Raw genomic sequence first — 16,385 nt, forward strand, 5'->3', positions numbered from 1 at the left:
TCATCCCCTCCCCAGCAGACCATGCGGGCGCAGCAGCAGTACCGCAGCCATCGCCACATAAATCATGAGCCGCGCACCTTCCGGCCAGAGCGTGCTCATCAGGCTCTGCACCACCCCGACCAGGAGCCCGCCCACCAGCGCACCAGCGAAACTGCCCATGCCGCCCACCACGACCACGATGAACGCCACCCCCAACGCCTCCACACCCATGAACGGCTCGGCACCGCGGATGGGCGCCGCCAGCACACCTGCAATGGCTGCGGTGCCGGCGCCGAGCGCGAACATCAGGCTGAACAGCCGGAACACGTTGATGCCCAACAGCGACACCATTTCTGTCGATTCGCTGCCGGCGCGAACGGCACTGCCGATGCGCGTGCCCTCAAGCAGCCACCAGAGGGCAATCGCCAGGAGCGCGGTGAATCCGATCACGAAGAGCCGGTACTTCGGGTAGACAAAGTCGCCCCACATCACGACGCCCTGCAGCACGTCTGGCGGCGGAACGTCCACGCCAAGCGGCCCCCATCCGACGATGATGAGTTCCTGGATGGCCAGCGCCAGTCCGACGGTAATGAGGATGTGAAATTCGTGGGGCTGCGCGTAGACGTAGCGCAGCATGACTTTCTCGGTGAGCCATGCCAGCGCGCCGATGAGCACCGGGGCCAGTACGAGCGCGGCCCAGAAGTTCAGGCCGAACTGGAGGGCCTGGAAGCAGAGATAAGCGCCCAGCGCATAGAAGGCACCATGGGCAAAGTTCACAAAGCGCAGAAGTCCAAAGACAATCGATAGCCCCACTGCCAGCAGGAAGTAGAGCATGCCGATTCCGACGCCATTGATCACCTGTAGCAGATAGACGTTCATAAACCGAGCGAATGAGTGCGGCCGCCAGACTGCGGCGGCGCAGCCTGGTGGCTCGTATTGAACTGGGGGGCTGCGGTCAGAACCGCCGCAGCTTCGCGCGGCTTATGCCATCTTGCACTGCGTCTGGTCGAGCGGCAGGAATGCTTTCCCAACGCTCACGACTTCGGCAAAGTCATCCTTGTCCTTCATGCGGGACTTGGCTTTGCCTTTCAGGAGGTAGTAGTTCTTGAGGACCTGGTGGTCGCCGGCACGAATTTCTTCGGGCCCGGTCAGGCCCTCGTATTTCAGCCCTTCCAGGGCGGCGACGACGGCCTTGGGATCGGCAGTGCCAGCCTTGATCATCCCATCGACCAGGATCTTCGTGCAGATATACGAACCTGCCATGCTGTAGTTTGGATTGGCCTTGAATTTATCGTTGGCGCGCTTCACCAGATCGCGGTTCAGGGGCGTATCCACACCATGCCAGTACTGCGCACCGAAGTAGACGCCTTCGCAGAGATCTGCGCCCAGCGACTCGAACTGCTCAAGCCCAGACGCCCATGCGACGAGGATCGTCGTGTTCTTCTTCATGCCGAAGCTCACGGCCTGCCGAAGCGTGTCCGAGGATTGCGAGCCAAAGTTAAGGATCAGCAGCACATCCGGCTTGGCGGCCAGCGCGTTGGTGAGATACCCGCTGAATTCCTTCTCGGTCAGCGCGTGATAGCTGTTGCCGACGTGCTCGATGCCCTTTTCCTTGAAGATGGCCTTTGCTGCAGAAAGGAGCCCTTCGCCAAACACGTACTGGGGCGTGATCGTGTACCAGCGTTTTGCCTTCGGCATCGCGTCGATCAGCGGACGCACGGTACGCTCGATCGCGCCATATGTGGGCACGGACCACCGGAAGGTCGAACGATTGCAGTCCTTGCCCGTAATCTCGTCGGCGCCTGCAGTCGTCACGAAGACCCCGCCGAGCTTCTCCGCTTCCTTGCCCATGGCAAGCGATTCGGAGGAAAGGATCCCACCGGCGAAATAGCGCGCCGATTTCTGCTGCGCCAATTCCTGGACCTTTCTGACGGCCGTGGCGGGCTTGCCTTCCGTGTCGAGGACGCTGTATTGCAACGGACGTCCAAGGACCTTGCCGTACTGCTCCACCGCAAGCTTCATCCCGAGATCCGCAAACTTGCCGTTTGCGGCAAACGGGCCGGACATCGGCACCGGGCACCCCAGCTCGATGGCTTCGCCTGCGGCAAGGGCGGTGCGTGAGTAGGTCACTACACCTGGGACTGCCGACAGCGCAGCCAACTTCAGCACATCACGACGGTTCACGGCTCACTCCTCGTAGATGGGGATTGTGCGGTGAAGCAGCCCTTTGAGTGGCTCAAGTGCCACCTGGACAGACTCCACATGTGCCGCCTCTTGGCGCCGACACAGCGAGAGGCAGGTCGATCTTGTTTATCCTATTTATGATGATAAATAGAATAGAATCATCTTAGGAAGGACAAGAACGGCTTGTCAATGAACCGGGGGTCAGGGTTTACGCAGCCTCGATTGCGCGGGCTGCCCATTTACGCCGCCCCGATTCGGACTATCGCCCCTTCGCCATGCGAACGCCTGGCGGCGCTGGTTAGAATGGCGCGCAGCAAACCCGGACACGCCAAACGCGTCCGGCACTCACCAAGGATTGGGCAATGTCGACGATGTTTCGCGAGGCCAAGGAAGGCGCCATCGGCATCCGCAAGCAAAAGCGCGCGGACCTGGTTGCCGAAGAGCTGAAGAGGCTGATTACCCAACGCAACCTCCGACCCGGTGACAAGCTGCCCCACGAGGTCAAGCTTCAACAGATGTTCTCGGTCAGCAAAAGCACGATTCGCGAGGCACTGAAGTCTCTGGAGGTGCAAGGCCTGATCAGTGTGTCCACAGGGCCTACCGGTGGCGGCACGATTGTCGAAGTCCCGCTGGATCGTACGTTCCAGCTCATGCAGAACTACCTGTTCTTCAAGGATGTGGGAATTTCGGACGTGTACACCATTCGCAGGCTTCTCGAGCCGGAGCTCGCAGCAGGCGCGATTCCCCATCTGACGGAAGACGATTTCCGGGCGCTCGAACGCACCATCGACCTATGCGATCCGGCCTCGAAGGCCGCAGCCGAATCGCAGATGCTCGACCAACGCCAGGAAGACCTGACGTTCCATGACATCCTCGCCGCAGCCAATCCAAACCCGATGCTGCGTTTTTGCTGCCAGCTGATCAACGAAATGCTGCGGCAACTCGTTGTTTTTGGAAACGAAACCCCAGCGTGCGAGCATGAGCGCTTTGGCGCAGCGAATGTTTCATTTCACCGCCGTATCCTGGAAGCGGCTCGTGCGCGAGATACCGACAAGGTACGTGCACTGATGTCGGCGCATATGGAAGAGTGCACGCATTTCGTCACCCGTATGAACGGTCGGGTGCATGGCCGGCTTGTACTGGATTCGGAGATGACGCGGCGTACGTGGTTGAAGCCACAGGACGCCCCAGAAAAACCCGAGTGAGTCATGGCGCATGCCAACCGTTCGAGACAGCCCTGATCTGCTCAACGAACATTGCCTGCATGCGCCCGAACGGATCCGTTCTTGTGCGTGCTCTCCCGGGCAATCGTCTCGAATCCCACGTCCATCGCTACCGAAGCGGTATCTCCTCGCATGCGCGCGAGCAGCGCCCGTGCCGCCTGGTTGCCAATCCTTGCGCCGTCGACGGCCAGGGTGGACAGCGCTGGCACGCCATCTGCCGCCAGAGCCTGGTTCCCGAAGCCCATCACACCCAGTTGCTCCGGTACCTTTAGTCCCACAGCATGCGCGTGAGCGAGCGCCCCAAGTGCCAGCGAATCCGAACTGCAGAAGACCGCATCGGTCTCAGGCGCGCGCTGGAGGAGGACCTTCATGACTTCCCTCCCACGTCCTGCCTGAGGATTCGTTTCCGGAAACACGATTTCCGCCGGCTCTGGCTCTCCGTCCTCTTGCGCCGCACGCTTGAAGCCCAGCGCCCGGCGCCCCGCACGACTGTCATCAGAGCGCAGTAGCGCCGGCCGTCGGTAGCCACACGCCTTCAGGTGTCGATATGCCGCCCGCCCTGCATCTTCCTGCGAGAACCCCACGACGACATCCATCGGATGCGGCGTGTAGTCCCATAGCTCGACGATAGGGATGCCTGCGTTGAGCAGCAGGCGCCGGCTCCTTGCAGTGTGTTCGATGCCGGTCAGCACAACGCCATCCGGGCGCCGGCTCAGCATCGTGGCAAGCCAGTTCTCCTCCCGCATCGGGTCATATCGCGAGATGCCCAGCGTCGTTTCATAACGTTCCGTCTCGAGCACGCCCACCAGTTCATCCAGCATGTCCGAGAACAGGGAGTGCCCGACAGACGGGACGATCGCCGCCACCAAACGCGTCTGACGCGACGTCAATCCACCCGCCAGCGAGTTAGAGACGTACCCGGTCTGTTCCACGGCCGCCTCGACACGACGCCTGGTCTCCTCAGCCACAAGGTCCGGCCGGTGCAAGGCGCGCGACGCCGTCATGGGAGAAACGCCTGCAAGGCGAGCGAGGTCTTTCAGCGTGGGCGCCACGCTCGGTTTCCTGGATGGCATCGGATGGTTGACCAATCAGGATGATTGCAATGTTACGGCAACCATGTTGCTAACACCAAATATCATTGAAAAACGCATTTCTATATGGATCTCACGATGCCAAGCGGGACTATGATTGCGCAATCATAAGAGGAGACAACAATGCACAATCACGTCCACATCGCATCCCGCCGTACCCTCCTGATTGGCCTGGCCGCCGCCCTCGTTGCTCCCATGGGCAGTGCCTTCGCTGACACCTACCCTTCGCGACCGGTATCACTGATCGTGCCGTTCCCGCCCGGCGGCCAGACCGACGTCGTTGGACGCCTGATCGCCAACCAGCTCAGCAAAACCCTTGGTCAGCCATTTGTCGTGGAGAACCGGCCTGGCGTGAATGGCTCCCTGGCGTCCGACACCGTCGCGCGTGCCACACCGGACGGCTACACCCTTGTGATTGGCGGTCCTGGCACCCACGCCATGAACCAGTTGGTCAATGCGAACGTCCGCTATGACGCCCGCAAGGATTTCACCCATATTGCGATGCTGAGCCGGGCACCCATGCTGCTGGTGGCCGCACCGCAGTTCAAGGCCAACACCGTGGCCGAACTCATCGACATTGCCAAAAGCAAACCAAACGCGCTCTACGTTGCACTGACCGGCATTGGCTCGTCGAGCCACATGACGACGGAGTTGTTCAAGCAGACCACCGGAATCTCCCTGAATGCCGTGCCCTACAAGGGCGACGTACCCGCCATGACCGACCTGATTGGCGGTCAGCTGGATCTGCTCTTCGTGCCTGCCACATCCGCCGTGACGTTTGTCCAGGGTGGCAAGCTGAAGGCCCTGGCCGTCGCCGGTACCAGCCGCCTGGAGCAGCTGCCCAACACGCCTACCATGGCCGAAGCGGGTCAGCCGCGCATCGTGAACTACTCGTGGACCAGCCTGGAAGGCCCGGCAGGCATGCCTGCGGACGTCGTGCAGCGACTGAACAAGGCCTGCCAGGACATCCTGAAGCAGCCGGAAGTCATTGCGCAGCTCGCCAAGATCAACAACACCGCGACCCCGGGAACGCCCGAGCAGGCGGCAACCTTCATCTCCACCGAAGTTGGCCGCTGGATTCCCGTGGTCAAGAGCGCCAACATTCGCACGAACTAAGTCATCCCTATGCTGCCGATCAATCATTTCAAGAAAGCCCTCAAGGAAGGCCGCGCCCAGATTGGCGTGTGGTCGACCATTCCGTCGCCCTACGTCTCGGAACTCATCGCCGGCGCCGGGTATGACTGGGTCCTGCTGGACACCGAGCACACGCCGACCGACGTCCCGCTGATGCTGAGCCAACTGCAGGCGACCGCCGCCGCGCAGCCGCCCCAAGGCATGCTGCCCACCCACGCCGTGGTGCGCCCCGCCTGGAATGACCCGGTCCTGATCAAGCGCTACCTGGACATTGGAGCGCAAACGCTGCTGCTGCCCTTCGTCCAGAACGCGGCCGAGGCAGAAGCTGCGGTCAAGGCAACGCGCTACCCCGCTGGCGGGATCCGAGGCATGGGCGGCTCTACCCGCGCCGCCAACTTCGGCCGCACGGCAGACTACGTGGCCCGCGCCGCCGAGGAACTCTGCGTGCTCGTCCAGGTGGAGACAGCTGAAGCGCTGGACCAGATTGAAGCCATCGCCGCCATCGAAGGGATTGACGGGATTTTCATTGGCCCGGCGGACCTGTCCGCCAGCCTTGGCTATCCCGGCCGCGCGAATCACCCGGAAGTCAGCAAAACCATCGATAACGCCATTCGTCGCATCCGCGCGGCCGGCAAAGCCCCCGGCATCCTGATGGTCGACGAGCCGCGCGCCCGGGAATGCCTGGAAGTCGGCGCGCAGTTCGTTGCCGTGGCTCTCGATACCGTCATGCTGCGCAATGGCCTGGATGGTGCAGCGGCGCGCTTCCGCAGCACGGGACACCCCAACGGCACGCCGGCCACCAGCAGCTATTGAGGATGACCATCGTGACGTTCGACGCTCAAGCCTGGCTGGCTGAGGCTCGCTCGCTCATCGGCGAAGCGAATGTCCTGACGGCAGATCGTGGGGAGGACCTCAGTGCTTTCGTGAAAGACTGGCGGGGCAAGTTTCAGGGTCCTGTCCTCGCCGTACTGCGGCCGGCAACGACCGCCGAAGTCCAGGGGCTGGTTCGCCTCGCTGCCCGTGCAGGGGTAGCGATCGTCCCGCAAGGTGGTAACACCGGCCTGTGCGGCGCTTCCGTCCCGACAGCTTCCGGCAAACAGGTCGTCCTGCAACTGGGCCGCATGAACAAGCTGCGCGAACTGGACGTACGCAATAACACCGTCACCGTCGAAGCGGGCTACATCCTGAAGCAGCTCCAGGAGCTTGCCGCTTCCGCCGGGCGGCTCTTCCCGCTCTCCCTGGGTGCCGAAGGGTCGTGCCAGATTGGCGGCAACCTTGCCACCAACGCCGGCGGCATGCAGGTGCTGCGCTACGGCAACATGCGGGAACTGGTGCTGGGCCTCGAGGTGGTGCTTCCCGATGGCGAGGTGCTGGACCTGCTGCGGGCGCTGCGCAAGGACAACACCGGCTATGACCTGAAACAGTTGTTTGTTGGTTCCGAAGGCACGCTTGGCATCGTGACCGCTGCCACCCTGAAGCTGTTCCCCCTGCCGACGGCCGAGGCGTCCGCGTTCGCAGGCGTAGCGTCTTTGGAAGACGCCGTCAGCGTCCTGGACGCCATGCGCGCGTCGATGGGCGACCGATTTACAGCGTTCGAACTCATCTCGCATCCCGCGCTCGAACTGGTTCGCAAGTATTTCCCCGATACCCCGCCCCTGCTTGAGCAGGATTGCGCCTGGTACCTGCTGATGAAGGCGGCCGATGGCGGCGACGGCAGCGCTTTGAATGATGCCATGCAGGCGGCCCTGATGGCCTGCATGGAACAGGGCTCCATCAAGGATGTGGCACTGGCTTCAAGTCTCGCGCAGACCCAGGTTCTGTGGGACCTCCGTGAGAACGTCACGCACGCCCAGCAGATGGATGGCGGCAATATCAAGCACGACGTCGCGCTGCCTATTTCGCGGATCCCGGCGTTTGTCGAGGGCATGCTTCCTGTACTGGAAACAGCGTTCCCCGGTGTGCGACCCATCATCTATGGCCATCTCGGCGACGGCAATCTGCATTTCAACGTCAGCGCTCCGGACGGTGTCGATGCAAAGGATTGGCAAACCCGGACCGACGCCGTCAACAAGATCATCCACGATGCCACGGTGGCATTACGCGGCAGCATCAGCGCAGAGCACGGCGTCGGCCAGCTCAAGCGTGACGAACTGCTGCACTACAAGACGGCCGTCGAGATGGACGTGATGCATCGCATCAAGAAGGCGCTGGATCCGCAGAACCTGATGAATCCCGGCAAGGTATTGAATACCTGAACCGCGCCAGCACAAAGGTCGCAGGATAGCGACAACATAAACCAGAGACCCATGCCATGAAGAAAGCAGAAGATTTGAGGAGCGCACGGTGGTTCGCCCCCGATAACCTCCGTGGTTTCGGCCATCGTTCCCGCATCATGCAGATGGGCTATGCGCCGGCTGACTGGGCCGGCAAGCCGATCATCGCCATCATCAATACCTGGTCGGACATCAATCCCTGCCACGCCCACTTCAAGACCCGTGTCGAGGACGTGAAACGTGGCGTGCTGCAGGCGGGCGGCTTCCCTCTGGAATTGCCCGCATTGTCATTGTCGGAAAACTTCGTCAAGCCGACGACGATGCTGTACCGGAACATGCTCGCCATGGAAACGGAAGAGCTCATCCGGTCGCATCCGGTCGACGGCGTCGTGTTGATGGGTGGTTGCGACAAGACCACCCCTGGCCTGCTGCTGGGCGCCATCAGCGCGGGACTGCCGGCCATCTACATTCCTGCCGGTCCGATGCTGCGTGGCAACTGGCATGGGAAGGTGCTCGGTTCCGGGTCTGACGCCTGGAAGTTCTGGGATGATCGCCGTGCAGGGGTCATCAGTGACCAGGATTGGCAGGGTGTCGAAGGTGGTATTGCCCGCAGCCATGGGCATTGCATGACGATGGGCACCGCCTCCACCATGACTGGCGTCGCCGAAGCGATTGGCATGACCTTGCCAGGCGCCTCGTCGATTCCCGCGCCGGACGCCAATCACATCCGCATGTGCTCGGCTTCTGGACGTCGCATTGTCGAGATGGTCTGGGAAGACCTGGTGCCGCGACAGATCCTGACGCGCGGTGCCTTCGACAATGCCGTGACGGTCGCGATGGCCATGGGTTGCTCGACCAACGCCGTCATCCACATGATCGCGATGGCGCGCCGCGCCGGCCACGATCTGACGCTGGACGACTTCGACCGTGCGAGCCGGAAGGTGCCGGTCATCGCAAACGTGCGGCCTACCGGCGACAAGTACCTGATGGAGGATTTCTTCTACGCGGGAGGCCTCCCTGCCCTGATGCGCAAGCTCGGCGGCCTGCTATCGCTGGACGAGCGCACGGTGAACGGCCGCACGCTCGGTGAGAACATCCAGGACGCGGCCTGCCACAACGATGATGTGATCCGGGATACGGACAATCCGATCTACCCGGAGGGTGCGCTTGCGGTCTTGAAGGGGAACCTGTCGACCGAAGGCTGCGTTATCAAGCCCTGTGCGATGGAAAGCCGTCTGATGAAACACACGGGTCGGGCCATCGTATTCGACGACTACCCTTCGCTCAAGGAAGTCATCGACAGCGACGACTTCGATGTCACCGCCGACGACATCCTGATCCTCCGGAACGCCGGCCCGCAAGGCGGCCCCGGCATGCCCGAATGGGGCATGCTTCCCATCCCGGGCAAACTGGTCAAGCAAGGCGTACGCGACATGCTGCGCATTTCGGATGCACGGATGAGCGGCACCAGCTACGGCGCCTGCATTCTCCACGTTTCACCGGAGGCATTCGTGGGTGGCACCCTCGCCTTCGTTCGGACCGGGGATCAGATCTCCGTGGACGTTGCCGAGCGGAAGCTTGACCTTCTGGTTAGCGCCGAGGAACTGGAACGCCGGCGAGAACAATGGACGCCGCCAGAGCGCAAGTTCGAGCGCGGCTATGGCTGGATGTTCGCCCAGCACATCCTTCAGGCGGACAAAGGCTGCGATTTCGACTATCTGGAGACGTCCTTCGGTCGGTCGCCCGGGGAACCCGCCATCTACTGACCTACAGGTCGCTCCGCGCAAAACCTCGTGAGGTTGCGTTACGCCCGCGCTGCCCCCGCTCGCGGGCTTTTTTTGTTCTACGACGGAGTTGCGGGAAAGCAGGACGCCTTGGGCTTACCTGCTAACATCGGGCGGATCGTCACCAGTCTTGCGTCCATCGCCATGCCCCTCCAGATACGCCCAGTAAGCATTGAAGATGCTCCACTCGTCAGCCAGTTGGTCGGAGCGTTGTTCAATGAGCTGCGGCAAACACCGGCCCAGGAGCATCGCGACCTGGACCTCGATATGGTTAAACGGGTACTGGCCGATACCGAGCGGGTATGCGGCTTCCTGCTTGAGGAAAACAACCAGCCGGTCGGCATCATCATGCTCACAGAAGTCAATGCCTTGTATGCCGATGGAAACTTCGGGGTTATCACCGAGCTATATGTCGTGCGAGAGCGACGGTCGGCGGGCTACGCCGAAGCGTTGTTGAATCGCGCGTTGCTGCACGCCGAAACGAAGCAATGGAGCATGCTGGAGGTCGGCGCACCATCGCAGCCAACATGGCATAGGTCCCTGGCGTTCTATCGGAATCATGGTTTCAAGGAGGTTGGGCCGCGCCTCCGTCGGCGGTTGCCGTCCTAGTTGCCGACACGGGTGGCTGTTCGAACATCGCGTCGACACCGTGTCACCCTGAGGCTTCGAGTCGCCAATGTCGATGGTCAAGCCTTGCAAGAGAGCCGCCATCGACTTGTGGAACATGCTCGTGAGTCCTTGCGGCGATTCAACCAAGAAGCCGAGAGGCCAGGCGAAATGCAGCGCACGACGTTGGCTTGTCAGATGAAGTGCCAGCGGCGCAATGGACCCAGCAGGTGCTCTGACTCCGCCATATCGTGGCCGCGCTGCCAACCGGCGAGCAGGCTCGGCTCATCCCGGAACATGATCGGCGGCTCATGGATACCTGCCGCAAAGTCCGCCCGCCCTTCGCCAGATGCTTCATCACTGACAAGCCCGAACATCGTTCCCTCTGCCTTGACCTGCTCGGTCAGGAGCAGGACCTTGGCGGTGGCGTATGCAGCCCTGATATCGAGTCCACGCATCGGTTTGCCCTCCCCACAAGACCGGGGCGCGCCTTTCCATGAAGCGGGCGACCCCTGGACACCATTAAAGGCGTGCCCGCGGGCTTTCGCATCATCAATCATGATGATGCCGAGAGCGCGTCGACGTGTCTGACTGAAGCGATCGCACACCTGAAAATGGAGTTTTCTGGTCCAGTCCGGGTGTTGAGTCCTTGATTCGTGCGAGACGTTCCTTGCACGTCCTGCGCTGGTCACCTTTACTTGCTCGCAGGGCACCTAGCGAACGGCCCGGAACAAGGGAGGAACATCATCATGCAGACACCCGCTGAAATCGTCAGGGCTTCGTACGTGGCATTCAACGCCGGCAACATGGAAGACCTGATGGCGCTGTTCGCCGACGAGGTCGAATGGGAATTCGTCGGGCCACAGTCCGAACTGCGCTATGCCGGCCCTCGCCGCACCAAGGCGGAGATACGCGAAGTCTTCCGGCAGATGGATGAGGACGAGGAGGTGCATAAGTTCGAATCCACGGAGGACATCATCGAATGCGGCGACCGGCTGGTGGTCGTCGGCGAGGTGAAAGGCAAGGTCAAATGCAGCGGGCAACACTGCGGCAGGGAATACGTGGCGCCGTGGGTCCACATCTTCACCGTGCGCGAAGGCAAGATCGTGCGCTGGCGCGGGTTCTACGACACCACCGCGCGGCTGCTATAGCTTTTCGGCACTCGCCGCGCGTTTGCCGAGGCCGAAGCGACGGGGGCGGCCGAGGTCGCGCGGATTGCGTTCGACGGCGCGACGGCCCATATCCTCGGCTCGGCCGTACGCCTGCGTTTCTTCCAGGCCGAACGGTTGCACTCCCAGTACGGAGCCATAGCCCGGCATGCTGCCGTCCCGATGCGGTAGCGGTTGCCCCGTCCCCCTTGATGCAGTGATGAAAGGATCATATTGCTGCAGTGCGGCTTAGCCGTTCTGTCGCAACGTTCCGGTGCCCGGTGTCTCCCATGCGCCGCATTTTCGCTGCACCCTTTTGACGTCGCGCACAAGAAAAACGCGCCTTCGCATCGAAAGCGCACCAACTGCGCGCGCCCTGCAGTTGCTTCGTTTGCGCCGATTTCACGAAATCGGCCGGATGCCAGAAATAATTCCCCAGTAAATCAATGGCTTCCCGCCGGATTTCCTATTGCGGGGTTGTCCCTACCTTGCCTGTGGCCTGCTCCTTGCATATAACTTTGCAATGTCAACTGTCGACAGCCGACAGAAAACCAGATGTCCCCGAGCGTCGTGCCTTCCAACCAGCAAGGATCATGAAACCCATGGGTAACACTGTCTCCGCAATCCCCCTCCATTCCATATCGTCCGCAGAACGGCAAGTCCGTGAAGACCTGGCCGCCGCGTATCGGCTGGTCGCGCTGTACGGCATGGACGACAGCATCTACACCCATATTTCAGCGCGCGTGCCGGGTACACACGACCGGTTCCTGATCAACCCGTTCGGCACGCTGTTCCGCGACATCACGGCATCTTCGCTGGTCTGTATCGATCTAGACGGCAACATCATCAGCGCGCCGCCCGGATGCGACGTCAATCCCGCCGGTTTCACCATCCACAGCGCCGTGCACGCTGCCCGCCATGACGCAGCCTGCGTGCTGCACACGCATACCGTGGCCGGCGTTGCGGTGTCGTCGCTGGCGTGCGGGCTGCAGCCGGCCAACCAGTGGGCGCTGCAGTTTCACGATCGCGTGGCCTATCACGACTTCGAAGGCATCGCGCTCGACCTCGAGGAACGCGAGCGGCTTGTGGCCGATCTGGGCCCGCAAAAGCGCGCGCTGATCCTGCGCAATCACGGCCTGCTCACGCTGGGCCGTAGCGTGGCCGAAGCCTTCATCCTGATGCATAACCTGGAGCGCGCTTGCCGCGTGCAGGTTGCCATCCAGTCAACCGGCCAACCCGAGTACGTCGTGCCCGCCGAGATCCGCGAACGCACGGCACGCCAATACGAAAGTGGCGATACCAATCGGCTGCCCGGTGCCCCCGAGCCGTACGCACGGGAATGGCGCGCCCTGCTGCAGCGCCTGGCGCCGCAGACGGAAGCCTCGTATCGCGCATAGCCGCACGGCGCCGCAAGACGCGCGGCGCCTGAATTCATCGATCGATTAAAACGCCGCGCCCGTCGCGCGGTGCGGGCCGCGTTCGCCCTGCCAATTCGCATCACCAGAAATTCTGCCCCCCAGGAGAGATTTGTCATGAATCGTCGCGAACTGATCAAGTTGGGTGCCGCCGCAGGTGGCTTGTCGCTGGCCGGAGTGCCATTCCACGTGCTCGCGCAAGGCAAGAAAGGCGGCGTGATCAACGCGCTGGTGCAGCCGGAGCCGTCCGGCCTGATGATCGGCATCACGCAGAACGGCCCCACGCAACTGATCTCCGGCAACATCTACGAAGGCCTGCTGCGCTACTCCGAAAAGATCGAGCCCCTTCCCTCGCTGGCCACGTCGTGGACCATCACCCCCGACGGCACGCTCTATACGTTCAAGCTCAAGCGCAACGTGACGTGGCATGACGGCAAGCCGTTCACATCGGCCGACGTGGTGTTCTCCGCCGATGTCTTCCTGCGCAAGACCCACGCCCGCCTGCGCGCCAACCTGGCCGCCGTGGAATCGATCCGCGCCGTGGATCCATACACGGTGGAGTTCAAGCTCAAGTATCCGTTTGGCCCGTTCCTCAATATCTTCGAGGTTGGGTCCATGCCGATGGTGCCAAAGCACATCTACGACGGTACGGACTTCCTGACCAACCCGGCCAATGCCCGGCCCATCGGCACCGGTCCGCTCAAGTTCAAGGAATGGGTGCGCGGCTCGTACATCCAGCTCGTGCGCAACGAGCAGTACCACGAGCCGGACGTGCCGCTGGTCGATGCGGTCTATTTCCACGTGATTCCCGATGCCGCAGCGCGGGCCGCCGCGTTTGAATCGGGCAAGGTCGACCTGGTGCCGGGCGGTACGGTCGAATATTTCGATGTGCCGCGCCTGGCCAAGCTGCCGGGCGTGCAGACCTCGACCAAAGGCTGGGAATTCTTCGCACCGCACTCCTGGCTGTGGGTCAACCATCGCAAGGGCGTGATGGGCAATGTGAAGTTCCGCCAGGCGATGGCGTTCGCGATCGACCGCGACGCCATCGCCAAGGTCGCGTGGCAAGGCTATGCGAAGACCGCCACCGGCCCCTTCAACAGCCACATCAAGTTCTACAGCACCGACGTCGCCAAATATCCGCGCGATCTCGCCAAAGCCAAACAGCTGCTGTCCGAATCCGGCTACAAGGGTGAAACGCTGCGCCTGCTGCCGCTGCCCTATGGCGAGACGTGGACGCGTTCGGCGGAAATCGTGCGACAGAACCTGCAGCAGGCCGGCATCAAGATCGAGATGACACCGACCGACGTAGCCGGCTGGATCGAACGGCTGAACAAGTGGGACTACGACCTGGCGTTCACGTACGTCTACCAGTATGGCGATCCGGCGCTGGGCGTCGCGCGCAACTACACGTCCGACAACATCGCCCAGGGTTCGCCGTTCAACAACGTCGAAGGCTATCGCAACCCGAAGGTGGACGAACTCTTCGCGGCGGGCTCGCGCGAACTCGATCCGGCCAAGCGCGCCGAGATCTACAAGGCCGTGCAGAAGATCCTGCTCGACGAAATGCCCGTGGTGTGGATGCACGAGCTGAACTTCCCGACACTGTTCCGCACGCGGCTGAACAACCCGATCAGCTCCGGCATCGGCCTCAACGACAGCCTTGGCCGTGCCTGGATGGCCTGATGGCGCCAGCCCCCGTATCTCGTTTGGAGTTCCGTCATGAGTCGTACCCAGCGCATGTTCAGCCGGCTTGTCCAGGGTGTGTTTGCCATCCTGGTCATAGCCACCGTCAACTTCCTGCTGATCCGGGCCGCCCCCGGTGATCCGGTCTCGGTGATGGCCGGCGAAGCCGGCGCCTCCGATCCCCAGTTCGTGGCCCAGCTGCGCGCGCAGTTCGGGCTCGATGACCCACTGCCGGTGCAGCTTGGCAATTATCTGTCCCACGTGGCGAAACTGGACCTCGGCTTCTCGTACCGGCAGCAGCAACCGGTGCTGGACCTGATCGTGCAACGCTTGCCGGCCACGCTGCTCCTGACAGGTACAGCGTTCGTACTGTCGGTGCTGTTCGGCGTGGCGCTGGGCGCGTGGGCCAGCCGGCGCGCCGGCAGCCTGACCGACAACGCCATCACCACGTTCGCGTTGCTGTTCTATGCCACCCCGTTGTACTGGCTGGCGATGATGGCGGTTCTGATGTTCTCGGTGCAGCTCGAATGGCTGCCCGGTTTCGGCTATTTCACCGTGGGCGCGGACTTGCATGGCATGGCGCGCGTGGCCGATATCGCGCAGCACCTGATCCTGCCATCGCTCACGCTGGCGCTGTTCTACATGGCGGTCTACGCCCGCATGACGCGCGCATCGATGCTGGAAGTGGCGCAGATGGATTTCGTGAAGACCGCTCGCGCCAAAGGGCTGCGTCCGGGCCGCATCCAGCGCGCCCACATTCTTCGCAATGCCCTGCTGCCAGTGGTGACGCTGGCTGGCATCCAGGCCGGCGGGATGATCGGTGGTGCGGTGCTGACCGAAACGGTGTTTGCGTGGCCCGGCATTGGCCGCCTGATGTTCGACGCCCTGCTGCAACGGGACTACAACCTGCTGCTCGGCTGCTTTCTGGTCACTGCCGCCATGGCCGTAGTGTTCAACCTGATCACGGACTTCGTCTACACCCTGGTCGATCCGCGTATCGAGATGCAATGACAACCATGAAAACCAACCAATCCTTCTGGCAGCGCTTCTGCCACAACAAGGCTGCGGTGCTGGGCCTGGCGGTCATGGCCGCGGTGGCGGTACTGGCGATCTTCGGGCCCCTGATGGCTGGCAACGACCCGTGGGACATGGTGCAGCAACCGTTCCTGCATCCGATGCAGGAGGCCGGCTTCGCGCTGGGCACCGACACCATGGGACGCGACATCCTGGCCGGTGTGATTCACGGCGCGCGGGTATCACTGCTGATCGGCCTGGTATCGACGCTCGTCTCGCTGCTGATTGGCGTGACGCTCGGCGCAGTGTCCGGCTACTTCGGCGGCTGGATCGATGCGGCGCTGATGCGCTTCACGGAGATCTTCCAGTCGGTGCCGAGCTTTGCCCTGGCGCTGGTGCTGGTGGCGATCTTCGAGCCCTCGATCCTGTCGATCGTCGTGGCTATTGCCATCGTGTCCTGGCCGCCCGTGGCCCGCCTGGTACGCAGCGAGTTCCTGACCCTGCGCCAGCGCGATTTCGTAGCAGCTGCGCAGTTGGCAGGACAGTCGACCCTGCGGATCATCGTGACGCAGATTCTGCCCAACGCCATGTCGCCGATCGTCGTGATGGCATCGCTGATGGTGGCAACGGCCATCCTGCTGGAATCGAGCCTGAGTTTCCTGGGCCTGGGCGACCCCAATCACATGAGCTGGGGCTACATGGTGGGCTCCGCGCGCACCGTGCTGCGCCAGGCGTGGTGGATGGCCGTGTTTCCCGGTGTGGCCATCCTGCTGACGGTGCTGGCGCTGAACATGGTCGGCGAAGGACTCAACGATGCGCTGAACACGCGCCTGCGCAGAAAGGGACGGTGA

At 62.3% G+C, this 16,385-nt stretch carries 15 protein-coding genes; 11 read left to right on the top strand and 4 right to left on the bottom strand.

Annotated features, from left to right (window positions below):
- Complete coding sequence (locus ACOABP_RS28085; protein WP_474231006.1) at positions 1-858, bottom strand: branched-chain amino acid ABC transporter permease; 858 nt, start codon at positions 856-858, stop codon at positions 1-3.
- 102 nt (positions 859-960) lie between these two features.
- Positions 961-2,163, bottom strand: a complete 1,203-nt coding sequence (locus ACOABP_RS28090) for an ABC transporter substrate-binding protein (RefSeq protein ID WP_474231008.1) — start codon at positions 2,161-2,163, stop codon at positions 961-963.
- A 362-nt stretch (positions 2,164-2,525) separates the two neighbouring features.
- Between ACOABP_RS28090 and ACOABP_RS28095 the strand changes: the two genes are divergently transcribed.
- Complete coding sequence (locus ACOABP_RS28095) at positions 2,526-3,368, top strand: FadR/GntR family transcriptional regulator (RefSeq protein WP_474231009.1); 843 nt, start codon at positions 2,526-2,528, stop codon at positions 3,366-3,368.
- Between the two features lie 41 nt (positions 3,369-3,409).
- Here ACOABP_RS28095 and ACOABP_RS28100 read toward each other — a convergent pair whose 3' ends face one another.
- Positions 3,410-4,438 (bottom strand): LacI family DNA-binding transcriptional regulator, encoded by a 1,029-nt coding sequence (locus ACOABP_RS28100; RefSeq protein WP_474231010.1) that lies wholly within the window; start codon positions 4,436-4,438, stop codon positions 3,410-3,412.
- 162 nt (positions 4,439-4,600) lie between these two features.
- Here ACOABP_RS28100 and ACOABP_RS28105 point away from each other — a divergent pair, with 162 nt between their 5' ends.
- Genes ACOABP_RS28105 through ACOABP_RS28125 form a run of 5 tightly spaced genes read left to right on the top strand, consistent with a single transcriptional unit; the run spans position 4,601 to position 10,277 of the window.
- Positions 4,601-5,593, top strand: a complete 993-nt coding sequence (locus ACOABP_RS28105) for a Bug family tripartite tricarboxylate transporter substrate binding protein (RefSeq protein ID WP_474231011.1) — start codon at positions 4,601-4,603, stop codon at positions 5,591-5,593.
- A gap of 3 nt (positions 5,594-5,596) precedes the next feature.
- Entirely contained in the window at positions 5,597-6,424 is an 828-nt protein-coding gene (locus ACOABP_RS28110; protein WP_474231381.1) for an aldolase/citrate lyase family protein, read from the top strand.
- Between the two features lie 2 nt (positions 6,425-6,426).
- A complete protein-coding gene (locus tag ACOABP_RS28115; protein ID WP_474231012.1) occupies positions 6,427-7,866 on the top strand; it encodes an FAD-binding oxidoreductase in 1,440 nt (479 codons plus the stop codon).
- A gap of 56 nt (positions 7,867-7,922) precedes the next feature.
- A complete protein-coding gene (araD, locus tag ACOABP_RS28120) occupies positions 7,923-9,650 on the top strand; it encodes an L-arabinonate dehydratase (RefSeq protein ID WP_474231014.1) in 1,728 nt (575 codons plus the stop codon).
- Positions 9,651-9,677: 27 nt separating this feature from the next.
- Complete coding sequence (locus ACOABP_RS28125; protein WP_474231015.1) at positions 9,678-10,277, top strand: GNAT family N-acetyltransferase; 600 nt, start codon at positions 9,678-9,680, stop codon at positions 10,275-10,277.
- Positions 10,278-10,468: 191 nt separating this feature from the next.
- On the opposite strand, the gene ACOABP_RS28130 is transcribed toward ACOABP_RS28125, so the two are convergent.
- Complete coding sequence (locus ACOABP_RS28130) at positions 10,469-10,732, bottom strand: hypothetical protein (protein ID WP_474231017.1); 264 nt, start codon at positions 10,730-10,732, stop codon at positions 10,469-10,471.
- A 291-nt stretch (positions 10,733-11,023) separates the two neighbouring features.
- Between ACOABP_RS28130 and ACOABP_RS28135 the strand changes: the two genes are divergently transcribed.
- The 5 genes from ACOABP_RS28135 (at position 11,024) to ACOABP_RS28155 (ending at position 16,385) form a co-directional block, all read left to right on the top strand.
- On the top strand, positions 11,024-11,425 hold the full coding sequence (locus ACOABP_RS28135) for a nuclear transport factor 2 family protein (RefSeq protein ID WP_474231019.1): 402 nt from the start codon (positions 11,024-11,026) through the stop codon (positions 11,423-11,425).
- Between the two features lie 599 nt (positions 11,426-12,024).
- Complete coding sequence (locus tag ACOABP_RS28140) at positions 12,025-12,819, top strand: class II aldolase/adducin family protein (protein ID WP_474231020.1); 795 nt, start codon at positions 12,025-12,027, stop codon at positions 12,817-12,819.
- A 135-nt stretch (positions 12,820-12,954) separates the two neighbouring features.
- Positions 12,955-14,520, top strand: a complete 1,566-nt coding sequence (locus tag ACOABP_RS28145; RefSeq protein ID WP_474231022.1) for an ABC transporter substrate-binding protein — start codon at positions 12,955-12,957, stop codon at positions 14,518-14,520.
- 36 nt (positions 14,521-14,556) lie between these two features.
- Positions 14,557-15,531: an ABC transporter permease gene (locus ACOABP_RS28150; RefSeq protein WP_474231024.1), complete on the top strand. Its 975-nt coding sequence runs from the start codon at positions 14,557-14,559 to the stop codon at positions 15,529-15,531.
- Between the two features lie 5 nt (positions 15,532-15,536).
- A complete protein-coding gene (locus tag ACOABP_RS28155) occupies positions 15,537-16,385 on the top strand; it encodes an ABC transporter permease (RefSeq protein ID WP_474231026.1) in 849 nt (282 codons plus the stop codon).

This window comes from Cupriavidus sp. HE11 (genome assembly GCF_056097175.1).

Excerpts from the sequence above, each read along its gene's own strand:
- ACOABP_RS28150 (WP_474231024.1), top strand. The coding sequence starts at position 14,557 with ATGAGTCGTACCCAGCGCATGTTCAGCCGGCTTGTCCAGGGTGTGTTT.
- ACOABP_RS28085 (WP_474231006.1), bottom strand. The coding sequence starts at position 858 with ATGAACGTCTATCTGCTACAGGTGATCAATGGCGTCGGAATCGGCATG.
- ACOABP_RS28145 (WP_474231022.1), top strand. The coding sequence starts at position 12,955 with ATGAATCGTCGCGAACTGATCAAGTTGGGTGCCGCCGCAGGTGGCTTG.
- ACOABP_RS28155 (WP_474231026.1), top strand. The coding sequence starts at position 15,537 with ATGAAAACCAACCAATCCTTCTGGCAGCGCTTCTGCCACAACAAGGCT.
- ACOABP_RS28115 (WP_474231012.1), top strand. The coding sequence starts at position 6,427 with ATGACCATCGTGACGTTCGACGCTCAAGCCTGGCTGGCTGAGGCTCGC.
- ACOABP_RS28135 (WP_474231019.1), top strand. The coding sequence starts at position 11,024 with ATGCAGACACCCGCTGAAATCGTCAGGGCTTCGTACGTGGCATTCAAC.
- araD (WP_474231014.1), top strand. The coding sequence starts at position 7,923 with ATGAAGAAAGCAGAAGATTTGAGGAGCGCACGGTGGTTCGCCCCCGAT.
- ACOABP_RS28130 (WP_474231017.1), bottom strand. The coding sequence starts at position 10,732 with ATGCGTGGACTCGATATCAGGGCTGCATACGCCACCGCCAAGGTCCTG.
- ACOABP_RS28095 (WP_474231009.1), top strand. The coding sequence starts at position 2,526 with ATGTCGACGATGTTTCGCGAGGCCAAGGAAGGCGCCATCGGCATCCGC.
- ACOABP_RS28140 (WP_474231020.1), top strand. The coding sequence starts at position 12,025 with ATGGGTAACACTGTCTCCGCAATCCCCCTCCATTCCATATCGTCCGCA.
- ACOABP_RS28105 (WP_474231011.1), top strand. The coding sequence starts at position 4,601 with ATGCACAATCACGTCCACATCGCATCCCGCCGTACCCTCCTGATTGGC.